Here is a 15,301-nt window from a genome sequence, read left to right as displayed (position 1 = left end):
GCTTCGCCATCTAAAAACACCTAGCCAATCCCGCTACCACGTACAAGCACACGGCTTCGGAAGTTCCGAAGCTACCGCCAAGGTGCTTGTTTGCAGCGTGCGCTCTTCGCAAACCCGCGCGGGGCGAGCCCCGCGCGGGGCGCAAAGCCACGCGGGGCGAGCCCGCGCGGGGGGCAAACCCGCGCGGGATGCGGCGACCGCCTGACGCGGTGGCCGCGAGCCCCCGCCCCGGTCGGACGCTGGGCGGTCCGGTCGAGGCGCGTCGACGAGCGCGCCCTACATCGTGACGTCGTAGGAGCGCGCCGAGCGGCCGGGGATTCGCGAAGATCGCGGAGAAGGCGGCAAACGCCGCCGTCGACGCGAGGACGGCTCAAACCATAGCAGTCGAGCGGCCTTCTTGCACATTTCTGCATACATCTCCGCAGCCCTGCGGCCGGGCAGGGCGCGCGGAGCGCTGCCGCGTCTCGACCGCCCCGGCGAATGGACCTAGAGTTGGGCACCATGTCGCGCAGCCAGGCCTACCGCGCCCCGTTCGCTCCTGGAGAGGAAAATGCCGTCGACGCCGCGCTTTGCGAGCGGCTCCTGTCGGTCGCCCTGTCGAAGGGGGGCGATTACGCCGACCTCTTCTTCGAGTACCGGGCGGGGGGCGGGTTCACCTTCGACGAGGGCATCCTCAAGGCGGCGTCGCGCGGGGTGTCGATGGGGGTCGGCGTCCGCGTCCAGCGGGGCGACGCGACCGGGTACGCCTACACCGAGGACCTCACGTGGGACGCGATGCGGCGCGCGGCCGAGACGGCGGCGCAGATCGCGACCGGCTCCGGCGGGACGGAGAGGATCGAGCTCCGGCGGCGCGAGCTGCCGAGCCGCTACGAGCTGCCCAGCATCTCGCTCGACGCCCCAGGGCTCGCGAAGCGCGCCCTGCTCGAGCGCGCGAGCGCCGCGGCGCTCGCCTACGACCCCAGCATCATCAAGGCGGAGGCCAGCTTCGTCGAGGAGGTGCGCGAGGTGCTCGTGGCCACGAGCGACGGGCGGATGGCGCACGACGTCCAGCCGCTCATCCGTATCGGCGTGCGGGCGATCGCCGAGCGCGACGGCAAGCGCCAGGAGGGCTCGAGCGGCGGCGGCGGGCGCATGACGACGGCCTACTTCGAGGACAGGTCGCCGGAGTGGCACGCCAAGGAGGCGGCGCGGCAGGCGGTCGCGATGCTCGACGCGCGCGAGGCGCCCGCCGGCGAGATGAACGTCGTTCTCGCCCCGGGCGACAGCGGCATCCTGCTCCACGAGGCCGTCGGGCACGGGCTCGAGGCGGACTTCAACCGCAAGGGGACCAGCAACTACGCGGGGCGGGTCGGCAAGGACGTCGCGAGCCCCCTCTGCACGGTGGTCGACGACGCGACCCTCCTCCAGTCGCGCGGCACGATCAACGTCGACGACGAGGGCAACGAGCCCGAGCGCAGCACGCTCATCGAGAACGGCAAGCTCGTCGGGTACATGCACGACCGGCTCTCGGCCCGGCACTACGGCCTCACGCCGACCGGCAACGGACGGCGCGAGAGCTTCGCCTCCGCGCCCATGCCCCGGATGACGAACACCATCCTGCTCGCCGGCCCCCACGATCCCGAGGAGATCATGAAGTCCGTGAAGCGGGGCGTCTTCGCGAAGAAGTTCGGCGGCGGCCAGGTCGACATCTCGAACGGCGACTTCGTCTTCTCGCTCACCGAGAGCTACCTCATCGAGGATGGAAAGCTGACCGCGCCGCTGAAGGGCGTGAACCTCATCGGCAACGGCCCCGAGGTGCTCCGGCGCGTCACCATGCTCGGCCACGACGTCGCCACTTCCGACGGCATCTGGACGTGCGGCAAGGACGGACAGAGCGTTCCGGTGGGTGTTGGTTGCCCCACAATCAAGATCGATCGGATCACGGTCGGCGGGACGCGGATCGGCTGATTTTTTTTTGAGGCTGGAGCCCCGGGGGAAAGGTAAGCCCCGCTGCAGCATGGGGGTGTTTAGCGCGGTGCGTCTTGCCGGCCCGCCGTGACACCCGTATACGGGGCGGACATGGCGCGTCGTTCGTTCATAGCCATCGTCGGACACGGACCTGACCTGGAGCGGGAGGAGGGCGCTGCATCGGTCTTGCGCTCGCTGGGCGCTGACGTTCGAACCCTGGATCTCTGGGATGATCCACCGCGGCTCTTCCACGACGACGAGAGCAAGGCGCGGGCGATCGTCGTCGAGGCGCTCGATCGGCCGGACCTGGCGGCGGCGGCGCTGCGCGCGCTGCGCCGCGAGCCCCGCCTCGAGGAGGTCGGCGCGCTGGTCGCGGTGAGCGTCGCGCAGATCGCGCGGATCGAGCCGTCCAGCGGCTTCGACGACTTCCTGCTCGTGCCGTACGTGCCGGCCGAGCTCTACGCGCGCGTGCGCCTCGTCGAGTGGCGCCGCAGCGAGTTCGCGACCGAGGAGCGGGTGAAGGTGGGCGCGATCGTCATCGACCGCGCGGCCCACGACGTGTCGGTCGGCGGCATGCACGTGCCGCTCACCGCGAAGGAGTTCGCGCTGCTCTCGTACGTGTGCGAACGCCGCGGGAAGGTTGTGTCGCGGACAGAGCTGCTCCGGCGCGTCTGGGGCAGCCAGTACGAGGGCGGCGCGCGGACCGTCGACATCCACGTGCGGCGCCTGCGGGCGAAGCTCGGCGCGGCGCTGCCGCTGGTCACGCTGCGCGGGGCCGGCTACCGGCTCGAGTCGCCGCTGCCCGGCTCCGGGGGGCCCGAGGGCGGCGACGCGGCGCGGACGGCGCCGCGCGGCGCCGCCGGTGCGGAGGCTCACGGCGCGGAGCGCGGGGAGCCGCGCGACGAGGACGAGGACGAGGAGGAGGACGACGAGGGCGACGAGGGCGACGAGGACGAGGACGAGGACGACGACGAGGCCGCGCGCGCGGAGCGGCGGTCGGCGTCGTCGGCGCACGATGCCGGCACGCCCGGCCGCGAGCGGCGCGTCACGCGATGACGTCGCCCGACCGCCGCGGTGCTGCCCGGACGACGGCCGCCAAGGGGCGCAGCGGCGCGGGGCGTGGCGGCCGCTCGCGCGGCGCCGCGGCGCCGATCGTCGCGATCAGCGTCGGCTGCCCCAGCGGCGTGGGCCCCGAGGTGGCCGTGGCCGGCGCGGCGTCCGTCGAGGGCGTGCGCTGCGTGCTCGTCGGCGACGAGGCGATCCTGCGGCGGGCCGCGCGGCTCGTCCGGGTCGCGGCCCGCCGGCTCGTCGTCGTCGACGGGCGCGCCGCGATCGAGCAGCTCGCGCCGGGCGCGATCGGCGTCTGGGCCGGCAGCGCGCGGCTCTCGCGGCCGAGCGCCTTCGGCCGGCCCGAGGCCGAGGACGGCGCGGCGCAGCTCGCGTGGATCGATCAGGCGACGGACCTGGTCCGCGACGGCGTCGCGGCGGCGCTGGTCACGGGGCCCGCGTCGAAGCACGCGATCGCGACGAGCGGCGCGCCGGGCTCCGCGGACTTCCTCGGGCACACCGAGCACCTCGGCCGGCGGCTCCGCGCGCGCGAGGTCACGATGGCCTTCGCCTCGGGCAAGCTCGTGACCGCCCTCGTGACGACCCACGTGCCGCTGCGCGAGGTGCCCGAGGCGGTGAGCCCGCGCGAGGTGGCGCGCGCCTCGGTGTGGCTCGCGCGGCTGCTCGCCGATCTCGGCCGCGAGAGGCCGCGCGTGGCCGTCGCCGCGCTGAACCCGCACGCCGGCGAGGGCGGGCTCCTCGGCGACGAGGAGCAGCTGCGGATCGCGCCGGGCATCCGCCTCGCGGCGCGGCGGCTCGCGCGCTCGGGAGCGGCGGCGGAGCTGAGCGGGCCCGTCGGCGCGGAGACGGCGTTCCGGCTGGCGGCGCGGGGCGCGCTCGACGGGGTCGTCGCGATGTACCACGACCAGGCGACGATCCCGAGCAAGCTCCTCGGCTTCGGCGAGGCGGTGAACGTCACGCTCGGCCTGCCGATCGTGCGCACGAGCGTCGATCACGGGACCGCGTACGATCTCGCGGGCACGGGCCGGGCCGACCCGCGCGGCATGCGCGAGGCGATCGCGCTCGCGGCGCAGCTCGCGGCCGCGCGCTGACGGGCGTCGAGCGCGAGCCGACGCGCGCCGAGCGCGAGCCGACGCGCGCCGGGCGCGAGCCGACGCGCGCCGAGCGCGAGCCGGCGCGCGCCGGCGTCTCCTCGCGCCGCTCAGCGCGCGCCGGTGCGGTCCTCGAGCAGGCCCATCAGCCGCTCGAGCGCCGGCAGGCTCACGCCGTGCTCGCGCCCCATCGCGAGCACGGCGGCGCCCATCGCGAGGTGCTGCGCGTGGAGCTTCGGGCCGAAGTGCGCGTCGAGGAACCGCAGCGCCTCGGGGGCCACGAGGCGCGCGAGCGCGACGCCGGGTCTCAGCGTGAACGGTCCGATGGCCCTCGTCAGCAGCTTCGTCCAGGGCGCGACCGTGCCGACGCGGTCCGCGAGCGCCACGCACTCCCGGGTGGCCGCGAGCGCGGTGCCGAGCACGCCCTCGTCCTCGAGGAGGGCGCTCGTGCCGCCGCCCGCGTCGATGGCGGCGATCAGCGGGAAGAACGCGGTCGTGGTGGCGGCGTTCTGCGCGCCGACGTCCGGATCGAGCCGCGCCGGGAGATCCGCGCTCGTGAGGCGGCGCGCGAGCTCCTCGAGCAGCGGCCGCTCCGCGGGGGCGCCCCCCTCGTCGTCGATGAGCGTCGACGCGAACCCGACGATCCAGTAGCGGACGACGCCGCGCTCATCGAGGTAGCCCGAGACGCTCGGCATCGCGGGGGTGATGCGGCGCCGGGCGGCCTCCTCGAGGCCCGCGCGCTGCGGCGGCAGGAGCGGCGTGAGCACGACGACGGGGACCGAAGGTCCGCGGAGCAGGAGATCCGCGACCGTCCTGCCATCCGCGGGGCGCGGCGCCGCGCCGCCGGGGCCGGGGGCGAGCTGATCGAAGCGCACCGTGACGAGCACGACCTCCGCGTCGGCCGGGATGTCGGCCGCGAGCCGCGGGCGCTCGAGCGTGTCGCGGCGATCGGCGCTGTTCACCTGCTCGATGACGAACGGCCGCGCGTCGGCGACGCGCTCGGGCCGGACCACGAACGTGACCTCGTCTCCCTGGGCCGCGAGGCGCACGCCGTAGACTCGCCCGAGCGCCCCCGCGCCCACGATGCTGATCCGCATGGCGCCCCACGTAGCCCGCGCGACGCCGGGAGGGAAGGGGCGGCGGCCGCTCCTGGCGAGCGGCGGACGGCGTCAGAACGTCCGCTTCGAATCGATGAGGATGGTGACCGGCCCGTCGTTCTCGACGAACACGCGCATGTCGGCGCGGAAGCGGCCCGTGGCCACCTCGAGGCCGCGCGCCCGCAGGGCGGCGACGAAGCGCTCGCACAGCGCCTCGGCGCGCGCGGGCTCCATGGCGCCGTCGAAGCTCGGCCTGAGGCCGCGCCGGACGTCGCCGAAGAGCGTGAACTGGCTGATCGCGAGCACGCCGCCGCGCACGTCCGCGAGCGCGCGCGACATCTTGCCGGCCTCGTCGCTGAACACCCGGAGCCCCGCGACCTTGTTCGCGACGTGGTCGGCGTCGGCCTCGTCGTCGTCCTTCGCGGCGCCGACGAAGGCCACGAGGCCGCGCTCGATCGCGCCGACCACCTGGCCGTCGACCTCGACCCGCGCGGCGAGCGCTCGCTGCACGACCGCGCGCATCGCTAGCGCTGCGCAGCGCGCGCGGCGGGGGCCGGGGCGGGCTCGGCCCCGCTGCCCGCGCTCAGCCCGAGCTCGCGCATCAGCTTCGCCGTGAGCTTGAAGTAGGAGCTGCGATCGTACGGCTGGTTCAGGATGTGGAAGTCCTTGCGCACGAGGCCCACGCAGCCGAAACAGTAGGTGCAGCCGGTGCAGTCGACCGAGCGCACGAGGTACGACGACTGCGTGCACCGCTCGGACGCGACGCAGTGGCTGCAGGCGATGAGATCGCGGCAGCCGCGGCAGTGCGTGCTGTCCGAGCAGCGCTGGGAGTCGACGCAGTAGTGGCACCGCTGGAGCGCCTTCGAGTTGCGGCAGAACGTGCAGTCGACGCAGCGCTCGCACGCGACGCACGCGACGCACCGCTCGTTGCCCGTGCCCGTCTCGAACGCCTGGATCAGCTTGCGGAGCTCGGCCTCGAATTCCGCGCGCGTCATTCCGCCTCGACGCTCGCTTCGGAGAGGCCGCCGTCGCCGCGCTGGGCGGCGCCGTCCGCCGCCGCGCCGGGCAGCGCGGCCTCGCGGGTCGACGGCCGCGCGTGGGAGCCCGGCTCGGCCGAGGGGGCGCCCGGGGCCTCGGGCCTGCCGCTCACCTGGCGGCGCAGGCGCTCGGCGGCCTCGCGCGTCGCCGGCTCCTCCGCGAACTCCTCGATGCGCCGGAGCCGCGACTCGAGCACGGCGCGGCGCTTCGGCAGCTCGGCGACGAGGATGCCCGAGAGCTCGTCGATCGCCTCCTGGATGCGCTGCTCGTCGCTGTGCTCGAGCAGCTGGAGGTACACGTCCTGCTCTGCGGGGAAGGTGTGGCCGGCGCGGAGGAACTCGTTCGCGGCCTTGGAGATGTTGGGCCGGCCCGACGCGCAGAGCAGCTTCGACAGGAGCCGCTGGCGCTCGACAGCCTTCGGGTCGCTCTGCGGAGGCGGCGCGAGGACGATGCGCCCCGGCGCCTTGGAGGCGGCGTCGCGCCCGGACTTGGCGCGCCCGCCCTTGCCATCCTCGGCTTCGGGCTCCTTGCGCGGGGAGAAGAGCGCCTCGAGCGCGGCGCGGTGTTGCTTCGCCGCCCGCCGGTCCTCGCCGCTCTGTGTTGGGCGCGGCAGCCCCGCGCTGTTGGGCTGGCCACGGCCATAGGCGGTGTGGAGCTCGGGATTGTGCCAGACCTTGGTTGCGTCTCTACGAATTCGCCGCATGTCGTGCCCCTGCTGACCTCGGAGCGATCATGGACGCGCCACCGGGTTCGGCTTCCGCATCCCGCGTGTGGCGCCCCGCTTGCATCGATGGTGTGGTGAATGAGGCTGGTGCGTGGTTGGCCGGGCGCTTCCCCCGCGATCTCGCGATGGCCCGGACGATGTTGCACCTGGGGCGCGATGCCTGCCTCCGGGCTGATCGCGCTGGTCGCGCCGATCGTGAAGGCAGGGTCCCGCCGCAGTGCGTAGCGCGCCGGGCGATACCCGGCCGCGGTACCGCGTGGTGAGGGGTTGTGCCCCCATGCACCCCGGAACCGCGCTCACGACCCGACCGCAGTCGCGAGGCAGCTGGTTCCTACCACAGCCTTTGGTCAGCGCCGCAGAAAATTGGGCTGCCCTCCGCACTTCATGACATTCGTGTCCTCAGAGCGCTCGGTCTTCCGAGCTTCCGAGCTTCGGAGCTTCCGAGCTCTCGGTCTTCGGAGCTTCCGAGCGTCCACGAGGGGCGTCTCGGAGACGCAGTTTCGACGCGGATGACCTCGTTCCAGGTCGATTCAAGAAGCGGACCGCCGACGGCCTTTCCAACCCCACATCCTGCGGACGGGCGGGGACGCCGTGTCCGGGAGATCCGATCCGTGGTGGATGCCACTCGCACCCGACCCGACTGGAGCTTTCCATGATCAGCCTTCGATCCGTGAGCAGTGCAGGCGCGGCGCCGCGGGACGCGGGGGGGGCTGTGCGCAGCGCGGAGCCGCGAGCGCGCCTCGTTCGTGCTCGCGCTGCCGTGCTGGCGGTCCTGGTGAGCATGGCGGTGTCGGCCGTCCCGGCGGGGTCTGCGCGCGGGGAGGCGCTGCCCAGGGCGCACGCCGCTGCGAAGGCCGAGGAGAAGGCTGGCAAGCGGGACCGTCGCGGGGACCGCGGCGATCGTGCGCCGGGCTCTACCGCGTCTCCGCCGGGCGCGGAGCACGGGCAGCGGACGGAGACGCGGGAGAAGCCGCGCCATGGCCGCGGGAAGACCGCGTCCGCGGCGATCGGCGCGACCGGTGACGGGGCGACGAGCGGCGCCGGCGGTCGGAAGGCTCGCGGCCGCGCGCAGCCGTCGCAGGCGGCCGAGAGCGCGGGCGCGAAGGGTGGGGGCGCGGCCAAGGTGGCCGGGGGGAAGAAGAAGGAGAAGCGGCGGGCGGCGCGGACGGTCGAGAGCAAGCGGCGCGGGGCGAAGAGCGGGCCCGACAGGGAGGCTCCTCCGAAGCCGTGCCATGGGCCGGTGCTCTCGATGGATCGGAGCGGGATCGAGCCGGATCGCCTCGAGCTCGTCGACTGCAAGGGCAGGCCGCGCGAGGAGGCGCGGCGCGCCCTCTCCTTGCTCGCGCGCCCGTGGGGCACGCCGCGGCCGATCCTGGACGGCGAGCGCGCGGCTGCGCCGAAGGCGGAGGCGGCGAGCCGCAAGCGGCCGTCGGCGGGCGACAAGCGGGGAGCCGCTTCCGGCAAGGCGAGCGGCGCGAGCGGGGTGCACGCCGGGGAGGTCGCGCCCGGCGTGCGGCTGCTCGATCCCGGGCTGCTGACGCGCATCGACGCGCTCGCGCGGCGGTATCCGGGCCGGCTCGTGTCGCTCGTGAGCGGGTACCGGCCGCAGAGCCAGGGCAGCCTGCACCAGACGGGGCGGGCGCTCGATCTGCGCATCGCGGGGGTGCGCAACGACGAGCTCGCGGCGGCGTGCCGCCGGCTGGCGGACACGGGCTGCGGGTACTATCCGAACAGCTCGTTCGTGCACGTCGACGTGCGCGCGCCGGGGACGGGGACCGTGTCCTGGATCGACGCGTCCGGGCCCGGCGAGGTGCCCCGCTACGTCGCCGCGTGGCCGCCGCCGCAGGACGAGGCGCGGTCGGCGACGGAGGTGGTGTCCAGCGACGACGCGGAGGAGGTGCTCCGGCGGGAGCGCCGCGAGAAGCCGGCGATCGTGGCGGAGAAGGCGGCGAGCGCCGCGCCGGCGGCGGTGGCGAGCGCGGTGCTGGAGAAGGCGGCGAGCGCGGTATCGGAGAAGGCGGCGGGCGGCGCGGCGGAGAAGGCGGCGAGCGCGGTGTCGGAGAAGGCGGCGGGCGCGGTGTCGGAGAAGGCGGCGGGCGGCGCGGCGGAGAAGGCGGCGGGCGGCGCGGCGGAGAAGGCGGCGGGCGCTGGGACGGAGAAGGCGGCGGGCGCTGGCTCGGAGAAGGCGGCGGAGAAGTCGACGAGCGCCGGGCCAGAGAAGACGGCGGGCGCTGGGACGGAGAAGGCGGCGGGCGGCGCGCCGGAGAAGGCGGCGGGCGGCGCGCTGTAGTAGGGAGGCGCGATGGGCATCACCATCCCTCGCCGGCACGCCTCGGCGGTCGCCGGTACGTTCGGTCCGCTGGCGGTACATCGCCATGAGGTCGTGGCCGCGGGCGCGTCTTATCCCGTCTTCACGCTGGAGCTCGCCGACTGGATCTCGGTGGCGGCGATCACCGATGCTGGGGAGTTCGTCCTGGTGCGGCAGCACCGGCACGGCGTCGACGCGGTGACCGTCGAGACGGCCGGCGGCATCGTCGATCCCGGGGAGGAGCCGGCGGCCGCGGCCCCGCGCGAGCTCCTGGAAGAGACGGGATATGCCGCGGGATCGATCGAGTCGCTCGGGTGGGTGCACCCGAATCCGGCGCTCCAGGCGAATCGCTGCTCCCTCTACCTGGCGCGCGGCGCGCGCAGGGTCGGCGAGCCCGAGGGCGACGAGCACGAGAGCACCGAGCCGGTCGTGATGAGCGCCGACGAGGTGACGGCAGCGATGCAGGACGGCCGGATCAGCCACGTGATCGCGGTGGTCACCCTGCTGCGGGCGCTCGCCGTCGCGACCTCGGCCCCGCGCTGACCGCGGCGCCTGCAAGGCGGTCAGCCGGTGCCGCTCGGCGGCGGTGGGAAGCGCTCCCGAGGCCCGCGAATCGAATCTTCAGGGGAGCGGAACGGGATCGGCGCTCTTCGGAACGAGATCTCGGGTCGCGGCTGCAGAAAAATGGCTCTGGTCCACGGGATCGGAGGTCTTGAGGACGCGCGGCGAGGTCGAGGCACACCTCGAGACCCCGCGCGCGGTGCTCGAGAGCCAGGATTTCATTCTCGAGAGCCGAAATTCCGTTCGTGAGACCCCCCTCGTCAGACCTCGAGACCCCCTCGTCAGACCTCGAGACCCCTCTCGTCAGACCTCGAGACCCCCTCGTCAGACCTCGAGACCCCCTCGTCAGACCTCGAGACCTCTCATTCCTCGATCGGCGTCACCAGGCCGCGCCGGACGCGCGCTTGCCCGCCGAGGATGATCCCACGCCGACCGAGGTGTGCAGCGCGAAGGTGCCGGTCGCGCTGCCGTCGGGGCTCCGGTTCGCCGACACGCCATCCGTGCCCGACAGCGCGCTCGTGTAGGTGAAGCAATCCTTCGTGACGCCGCCGCTGTCTCTCAGGCACACCTGCTCGCTGCCGTTGCCGAGGCTCAGCGTGCCCGTCGAGCACGCGAGGGCGTTCGTGAGCTCTTGTAGAGGATGCCGACCTTATGCTCCGTCGCGCTGTAGGAGCCCGAGTCGCCCGTCACCACCGCGTCGTTGGCCAGGAACCCGGAGTAGCCGGGCAGCTGCGCCTTATCGTTGAATCGGGCGGTGCTCACGATCTCCGCGACGCCCGAGATGTATCGGCGCCGCTGATGACGTCGCGGGCGTCCTGGAGCTGCAGGGGCTCGTTCGTGGGTCCGTTCGCCGTGTCGCCGAACCATTCGATGTTCCAAGACGCGATGTCGAGCGTGGTCGCCGTACCCTCGGCCGGCCCGTGACCGCCTCGTCGGATGTGCCTATCGACTCGCCTCCGCGGGCACCATCGAAGCCGGAGCCGCGGCGCATGCGCGGCGGAGCTGGATGCCGCGGATAGCGCGTTGCCTTGGGTAGAGGCCGGTTTCTATTGACAACGAATCGGTACACGGTACCATCGCCGGCTATACATGGCCCGCGTATTCAGTACGGAGAATACGGATCCGTTCGAAGGGAAGGACTCGTTCGACGGTGAGACGTTCGACGGGCTCACGCTGGAACGAGCGGACCTGAGCGATCGCGAGTTCTGCAATTGTGTGTTCCGGCGCTCGAAGCTCAGCGAGAGCCGCTGGATGCGCACTCGGCTCGAGGGGTGCGTGTTCGAGAGATGCGATTTGACCCAAGCCAATACCAATATGCTCTCGCTGCGCGGCGTGTCGTTCAGCTCCTGCAAGCTGATGGGCATCGACTGGACGAACATCGCGAAATTCCCCGACGTGTCGTTCGAGGACTGCGACATGCGGTACAACGTCATGGATTCGCTGGCGCTGCGCAAGACGCGCTTCGAGCGGTGCTCGATCACCGAGTCGGTGATCGCTGCGACGGACCTCGCCGGAGCCGTGTTCGAGGAGTGCCGCTTCATGGGGACACGCTTCGAGGACTGCGATCTTCGAAACGCTCAGTTCCCTCGGTCCCATGATCTGTTCGTCGATCCGGCGAAGAACAACGTGAAGGGCGCCCGCGTTCCGCTCGAGACGGTGATGCTCCTCGCGGCCTCCTTCGGTATGCACGTGCTCGGCTTCACGGAAAAGGACAGCGGATGACGGCCCGGGTTAAGCGGCGCCTGCGCCGCGCCTCAAACCTCCGTGCGTCAATCTCGATGGAGGCGACGTCGGCAGCATCGTCGATGACCTGTCGGGCGCCCTCGTGACCCCCTGAGCCGCGCGCCGCGCCCCGACCCCGGTACGGGCAGCGCCCGCGCCGGCGTCGGGCGCTGCCCGCTGTCCACGCCTTGCACACGAGACGCCCCGCCGGACGGGCGCGCAGCTGCAGAGCCGAGGCTCTCGGGAATTCACACCTCGGCGCGCGGCACCCGGCGATCCGCCGCGAACGGGCCTCGCGCTTGCATCGTCGTGGACGCAGCTTGCATGGGACGACACCCGGCAAGCCGCTCGGATCGTGAAAGGAGTCGGCGATGAAGCTGGTGAAAGCGCTCGGCGCGCTGGCGCTGTCCGGGATCGCGCTCGGCGCCGCGCAGCTCGCGGCAGCGGAGGACACGGTACCCGTCCAGGAGCTCGTGATCGTGGAGGAGACGGCGAGCCCGACGCTCGCCGACGCCCGGATCCCCCCGGAGGATATCCCCTATCACGGGGACTTCCGGCCCTATGGGCTCTTCAGGCCGTACAGGCCCATCCACCCTTACAGGCCCTTCCGGCCGTATGGGCACTTCGTGCCGCAGAGGCCGTTCCGGCCCTTCGAGCCGTTCCGGCCCTTCGAGCCGTTCCATCCCTATGACGGCCGGCTCCGTGACCACGGGCGATCCGAGGCGACGCCGGCAGGGAACTACCCCATGCCCGCCGTGAGCCTCCAGGACCATCGCTGACGCCGCTGACGGCGCGTCTCCCCGGCATCGCCCGCCCCGAAGGAGCGCGGCGGCGCGCCGGGAGCGGGCCGGGCGGCGGCTCCGCTCCGATGAAGTATCCTGCGCCCGATGCCCTCTCCCGATGCAACCAGGCCCGGCGCCCGGCAAGCCACCCCCACGCCCGCCGAGCTCTTCCATCGCATCTTCGAGCTGCTCGCGGCCATGGAGGAGGCGCAGCGGGGCAAGGTCATCGAGCTCGCGCGCCGCCTCATCCCCACGCTCACGGCCGAGGACATCCGCAACCCGCACGACTTCCCCGGCCTCGACGACCCCGACTGGCACTTCGAGGACGGGCAGCTCGCCGGCATCGAAGCCGTTCGGTTTGCGCTCCGCGGTCTCGCGCGCGATGTTCTGGGGGATGGCGAAGGGCGCGAAGCGCGAGAGAGACCCGAGAGCGACGGCCAGCCCGGCGCGGGCGGCGAAGGCGGCGGCACACAAGGCGAATGAGGCGTTTTACCAGCCGTTCTCCACGCTCCGGCAGCTGAGGAAGCCGAAGCCCAAGCCGGCCGCGACGCCCGAAGCGAAGGCCAAGGGCGCGGCGGCCCCCGAAGCGAAGGCCAAGCCGGCCGCGGCGCCCGAGGCGAAGGCGAAGGCGAAGGCGGCCGCGGCGCCCGAAGCGAAGGCCAAGGCGAAGGCGGCCGCCGGCGCGGCGGCGCAGGCAGGCGTCGAGCCGGCGCCGCGGCCCGTCGACCCCGAGACGTTCGCCATCTACATGGCAGGCGTCCGCGTGCTCGAGGACCGCGTGAACCGGATCCCGGTCACCGCGAGCCGCGTCGAGCGCGCCGCGCTGCCGACGATCGCGTCCGATCCGGACGAGGAGGCGCGCTCGCGCATGCGCTCGCTCGTCATCGAGGGCATCAAGTTCGAGACCACGGACGACAGCGAGCGCATCGAGGGCAGGCGCCTCGACGTCGATCCGCGCGAGCTCCGGCGGCTCCGGCGCGCCCGCTACGCCGTCGACGGCACCCTCGACCTGCACGGCCTGAGGCTCGAGGCGGCCCGCGAGGCCGTCGAGGCCTTCATCTGCAAGCGCCAGCGCGACGGCGATCGCGTCGTCGCCATCGTCCACGGCAAGGGCAACCACTCGCCCGGCGGCCATGCCGTGCTCCGCGGCGAGATCGCCGCCTGGCTCAGCCACGGCCGCGTCGCCCGCCACGTCGCCGCGTTCGCGACGGCCCCGGACGCCGAGGGAGGCGCCGGCGCCGTGCTCGTGCTGCTCGCGCGATGAGGCCGAAGGCGCGCGCCGAGCCTGCCGAGACGCCGGGCCACGCGCGGCGGCCGGACGCGCGCGCCACGCGCGGCGGCCTGCTGTCGGCCGCGCGCGCCACGCGCGGCGGCCTGCTGCCGGCCGCGCGCGCCACGCGCGGCGGCCTGCTGTCGGCCGCGCGGGCGGCGCTCGGCGGCCTGCTGCCGGCCGCGCGGGCGGCGCGCCGCGGCCTGCTGCCGGCCGCTGCGCTGCTCGCCCTGCTGCCCGCGTGCGCGCCGGCCCCGGCCGCGCCGCCCGCGCCGCCGCCGAGGCCCGCGCCGCCCCCGCCCCCGTCGACGCTCGGCGGCGGCGAGCTCGGCGAGTACCGCTCGGATCGCTTCGATCTCGTGCTCCCGTTGCCCGACGCGCGCGGCTTCCGCGTCGAGGACGGCGAAGGCCCCTGGCTCGTCGCGACGCACGCCGCGTCGTCGACGTCGCTGCTCGTCCGCACCTGGCGCGAGGACGGCCGCGCGAGCCGCGCCGCGTGCGAGGCGCGCGCGCGGCTCTGGCGCGACCTGCCGCGCCCCGACCAGAGCCTCACCGCCGTGGAGCGCCGGATCGACGTGCCCGAGGGCTTCGACACCGTCGTGGCGATCGGCGTCGCCGATACCCCGCCCGGCGCGCCGATCGACGGCTTCGCGGTCGCCTTCGGCGGCTCCGGCCGGCGCTGCTTCGCCTTCGTCGCCGAGACGCGCGCCGCGGGGCCCTCCGCCGAGCGGCTCGTCGCCGAGCGGCTCGCCGCGATGGTCGAGCTCTCCCTCGGCGGCCTCCGCCTCGTGCGCGAGACCACGCCCGCCGTGCCGCGCGAGCCGCCGCCCTGAGCGCGCGCCGCCGCCCCGAGCCCGTGGCTCAGCGGTAGACGCCGCCCCGCGCGCGGGCCTCGAGCGCCGCGGCGAGCTCCTCCTCGCCGATCGACCAAGCCTCGGCCGACAGCTCGCGCGCCTCGGCGGGCTTGAGCGCCTCGAGCGCCTGCGGCGCGAAGCGCAGCCGCGACAGGGACAGGAGGCGCTCCAGCGCCTCGGACGTCACGCCGCTCTGGAGCTCGCTCCGCCACGCGCGCTCGATCGCCTCGATCCGCGCGGGGCTCTTCCACGCGTCGGCGAGCACCACGCGGCCGAGCCGCGCGTCGATGGCGTCGATCCCGGTGGGCAGCGCGACGATCGCCTGCTGCGCCGCGCGCGCCGGGTCGCCCAGGCCGAGGGAGAGCAGCGCCCGCGCCGCGTCGAGCAGCCGCACCTCGTCGGGCCGGAGCGCGGCCCGATCGACGTGCGGGAGCCGCTCCAGCGCGATCGCGTAGCGCTCGCGGCGCGCGGCGTCGATCACGGCGGCCAGCGCGCAGAGGACCCTCGCCGTCGGCGGCGCGAACCACGGATCCGCGCGCTCGCTCGGCCGCTGCGCGGGGTCCTCGAGATCGAGGGCGGCGGCGCGCCACACCGACGCGCGCGCGGCGAGGACGGCGCGCGTGGCCTGCACCGCGAGCAGGAAGAGCGCCACCGCGGGGAGCAGGCCCTTCGCGCCCCAGCGCCCGCCGAGGAGGCAGCTCGCACCGACGAGGAGCGAGAGCACGAGGACGAGCGTCCGCCGACGCCGCGCGGGGTCGCCCGCCGGGCCGGCGGCCCCGTCCGTCACGCCGACGATCTCGGCGCACCGCTCGAGCAGCCACGTCCAGGCAGATCCCACG

The 15,301-nt window shown here is 74.1% G+C and carries 17 protein-coding genes; 10 read left to right on the top strand and 7 right to left on the bottom strand.

Annotation, left to right across the window (positions count from 1 at the left end; translation table 11 throughout):
• Positions 1 to 501: 501 nt before the first annotated feature.
• From WMF20_RS37200 to pdxA, 3 genes are all read left to right on the top strand, one after another.
• Positions 502 to 1,947 carry a TldD/PmbA family protein gene (locus WMF20_RS37200; protein WP_129578722.1) on the top strand — a complete coding sequence of 482 codons (1,446 nt, stop codon included), beginning with the start codon at positions 502 to 504 and terminating at the stop codon, positions 1,945 to 1,947.
• Positions 1,948 to 2,058: 111 nt separating this feature from the next.
• Positions 2,059 to 3,003 (top strand): winged helix-turn-helix domain-containing protein, encoded by a 945-nt coding sequence (locus WMF20_RS37195; protein ID WP_437606519.1) that lies wholly within the window; start codon positions 2,059 to 2,061, stop codon positions 3,001 to 3,003.
• Positions 3,000 to 4,106, top strand: coding sequence for a 4-hydroxythreonine-4-phosphate dehydrogenase PdxA (gene pdxA / locus WMF20_RS37190; RefSeq protein ID WP_129578721.1), 1,107 nt, complete (start codon positions 3,000 to 3,002; stop codon positions 4,104 to 4,106). Before WMF20_RS37195 ends, pdxA begins: the two co-directional genes overlap by 4 nt.
• A 110-nt stretch (positions 4,107 to 4,216) precedes the next feature.
• On the opposite strand, the gene WMF20_RS37185 is transcribed toward pdxA, so the two are convergent.
• The 4 genes from WMF20_RS37185 to WMF20_RS37170 form a co-directional block, all read right to left on the bottom strand.
• Complete coding sequence (locus WMF20_RS37185; RefSeq protein WP_437606518.1) at positions 4,217 to 5,203, bottom strand: ketopantoate reductase family protein; 987 nt, start codon at positions 5,201 to 5,203, stop codon at positions 4,217 to 4,219.
• Between the two features lie 72 nt (positions 5,204 to 5,275).
• Complete coding sequence (gene dtd, locus WMF20_RS37180; protein WP_437606517.1) at positions 5,276 to 5,725, bottom strand: D-aminoacyl-tRNA deacylase; 450 nt, start codon at positions 5,723 to 5,725, stop codon at positions 5,276 to 5,278.
• A gap of 2 nt (positions 5,726 to 5,727) precedes the next feature.
• Entirely contained in the window at positions 5,728 to 6,198 is a 471-nt protein-coding gene (locus WMF20_RS37175; protein WP_129578719.1) for a hypothetical protein, read from the bottom strand.
• Positions 6,195 to 6,944, bottom strand: a complete 750-nt coding sequence (locus WMF20_RS37170) for a hypothetical protein (protein WP_437606516.1) — start codon at positions 6,942 to 6,944, stop codon at positions 6,195 to 6,197. Before WMF20_RS37170 ends, WMF20_RS37175 begins: the two co-directional genes overlap by 4 nt.
• A gap of 781 nt (positions 6,945 to 7,725) precedes the next feature.
• Here WMF20_RS37170 and WMF20_RS37165 point away from each other — a divergent pair.
• Both WMF20_RS37165 and WMF20_RS37160 read left to right on the top strand, forming a co-directional pair.
• Positions 7,726 to 9,255, top strand: coding sequence for a YcbK family protein (locus WMF20_RS37165; RefSeq protein ID WP_437606515.1), 1,530 nt, complete (start codon positions 7,726 to 7,728; stop codon positions 9,253 to 9,255).
• A 12-nt stretch (positions 9,256 to 9,267) separates the two neighbouring features.
• Positions 9,268 to 9,816 (top strand): NUDIX hydrolase, encoded by a 549-nt coding sequence (locus tag WMF20_RS37160; RefSeq protein ID WP_437606514.1) that lies wholly within the window; start codon positions 9,268 to 9,270, stop codon positions 9,814 to 9,816.
• A 397-nt stretch (positions 9,817 to 10,213) separates the two neighbouring features.
• On the opposite strand, the gene WMF20_RS37155 is transcribed toward WMF20_RS37160, so the two are convergent.
• On the bottom strand, positions 10,214 to 10,402 hold the full coding sequence (locus tag WMF20_RS37155; protein ID WP_437606512.1) for a hypothetical protein: 189 nt from the start codon (positions 10,400 to 10,402) through the stop codon (positions 10,214 to 10,216).
• Between the two features lie 23 nt (positions 10,403 to 10,425).
• Positions 10,426 to 10,596 carry a hypothetical protein gene (locus tag WMF20_RS37150; RefSeq protein WP_437606511.1) on the bottom strand — a complete coding sequence of 57 codons (171 nt, stop codon included), beginning with the start codon at positions 10,594 to 10,596 and terminating at the stop codon, positions 10,426 to 10,428.
• 327 nt (positions 10,597 to 10,923) lie between these two features.
• Between WMF20_RS37150 and WMF20_RS37145 the strand changes: the two genes are divergently transcribed.
• The 5 genes from WMF20_RS37145 (at position 10,924) to WMF20_RS37125 (ending at position 14,441) form a co-directional block, all read left to right on the top strand.
• Positions 10,924 to 11,556 (top strand): pentapeptide repeat-containing protein, encoded by a 633-nt coding sequence (locus WMF20_RS37145; RefSeq protein WP_437606509.1) that lies wholly within the window; start codon positions 10,924 to 10,926, stop codon positions 11,554 to 11,556.
• Positions 11,557 to 11,927: 371 nt separating this feature from the next.
• Positions 11,928 to 12,335: a hypothetical protein gene (locus WMF20_RS37140; RefSeq protein ID WP_437606508.1), complete on the top strand. Its 408-nt coding sequence runs from the start codon at positions 11,928 to 11,930 to the stop codon at positions 12,333 to 12,335.
• A 108-nt stretch (positions 12,336 to 12,443) separates the two neighbouring features.
• Positions 12,444 to 12,821, top strand: coding sequence for a hypothetical protein (locus tag WMF20_RS37135; RefSeq protein ID WP_437606507.1), 378 nt, complete (start codon positions 12,444 to 12,446; stop codon positions 12,819 to 12,821).
• Positions 12,733 to 13,602 (top strand): Smr/MutS family protein, encoded by an 870-nt coding sequence (locus WMF20_RS37130; protein WP_437606506.1) that lies wholly within the window; start codon positions 12,733 to 12,735, stop codon positions 13,600 to 13,602. The genes WMF20_RS37135 and WMF20_RS37130 overlap by 89 nt, the downstream gene beginning before the upstream one ends.
• Positions 13,599 to 14,441 carry a hypothetical protein gene (locus tag WMF20_RS37125; RefSeq protein ID WP_437606504.1) on the top strand — a complete coding sequence of 281 codons (843 nt, stop codon included), beginning with the start codon at positions 13,599 to 13,601 and terminating at the stop codon, positions 14,439 to 14,441. Before WMF20_RS37130 ends, WMF20_RS37125 begins: the two co-directional genes overlap by 4 nt.
• Before the next feature lie 28 nt (positions 14,442 to 14,469).
• Here WMF20_RS37125 and WMF20_RS37120 read toward each other — a convergent pair whose 3' ends face one another.
• Positions 14,470 to 15,300 carry a hypothetical protein gene (locus WMF20_RS37120; protein WP_437606503.1) on the bottom strand — a complete coding sequence of 277 codons (831 nt, stop codon included), beginning with the start codon at positions 15,298 to 15,300 and terminating at the stop codon, positions 14,470 to 14,472.
• Position 15,301: the final 1 nt, after the last annotated feature.

Origin of the sequence: Sorangium sp. So ce834, from assembly GCF_051521425.1 — a bacterium.
Lineage (GTDB): Bacteria > Myxococcota_A > Polyangia > Polyangiales > Polyangiaceae > Sorangium > Sorangium cellulosum_D.
Note: the sequence above shows the minus strand (reverse complement) of the source record. Positions and strands in the feature narration are given on the sequence as shown.

Coding starts and splice junctions, on each gene's coding strand:
- WMF20_RS37200 (WP_129578722.1), top strand. CDS start 502: ATGTCGCGCAGCCAGGCCTACCGCGCCCCGTTCGCTCCTGGAGAGGAA.
- WMF20_RS37195 (WP_437606519.1), top strand. CDS start 2,059: ATGGCGCGTCGTTCGTTCATAGCCATCGTCGGACACGGACCTGACCTG.
- pdxA (WP_129578721.1), top strand. CDS start 3,000: ATGACGTCGCCCGACCGCCGCGGTGCTGCCCGGACGACGGCCGCCAAG.
- WMF20_RS37185 (WP_437606518.1), bottom strand. CDS start 5,203: ATGCGGATCAGCATCGTGGGCGCGGGGGCGCTCGGGCGAGTCTACGGC.
- dtd (WP_437606517.1), bottom strand. CDS start 5,725: ATGCGCGCGGTCGTGCAGCGAGCGCTCGCCGCGCGGGTCGAGGTCGAC.
- WMF20_RS37175 (WP_129578719.1), bottom strand. CDS start 6,198: ATGACGCGCGCGGAATTCGAGGCCGAGCTCCGCAAGCTGATCCAGGCG.
- WMF20_RS37170 (WP_437606516.1), bottom strand. CDS start 6,944: ATGCGGCGAATTCGTAGAGACGCAACCAAGGTCTGGCACAATCCCGAG.
- WMF20_RS37160 (WP_437606514.1), top strand. CDS start 9,268: ATGGGCATCACCATCCCTCGCCGGCACGCCTCGGCGGTCGCCGGTACG.
- WMF20_RS37145 (WP_437606509.1), top strand. CDS start 10,924: ATGGCCCGCGTATTCAGTACGGAGAATACGGATCCGTTCGAAGGGAAG.
- WMF20_RS37140 (WP_437606508.1), top strand. CDS start 11,928: ATGAAGCTGGTGAAAGCGCTCGGCGCGCTGGCGCTGTCCGGGATCGCG.
- WMF20_RS37135 (WP_437606507.1), top strand. CDS start 12,444: ATGCCCTCTCCCGATGCAACCAGGCCCGGCGCCCGGCAAGCCACCCCC.
- WMF20_RS37130 (WP_437606506.1), top strand. CDS start 12,733: ATGGCGAAGGGCGCGAAGCGCGAGAGAGACCCGAGAGCGACGGCCAGC.
- WMF20_RS37125 (WP_437606504.1), top strand. CDS start 13,599: ATGAGGCCGAAGGCGCGCGCCGAGCCTGCCGAGACGCCGGGCCACGCG.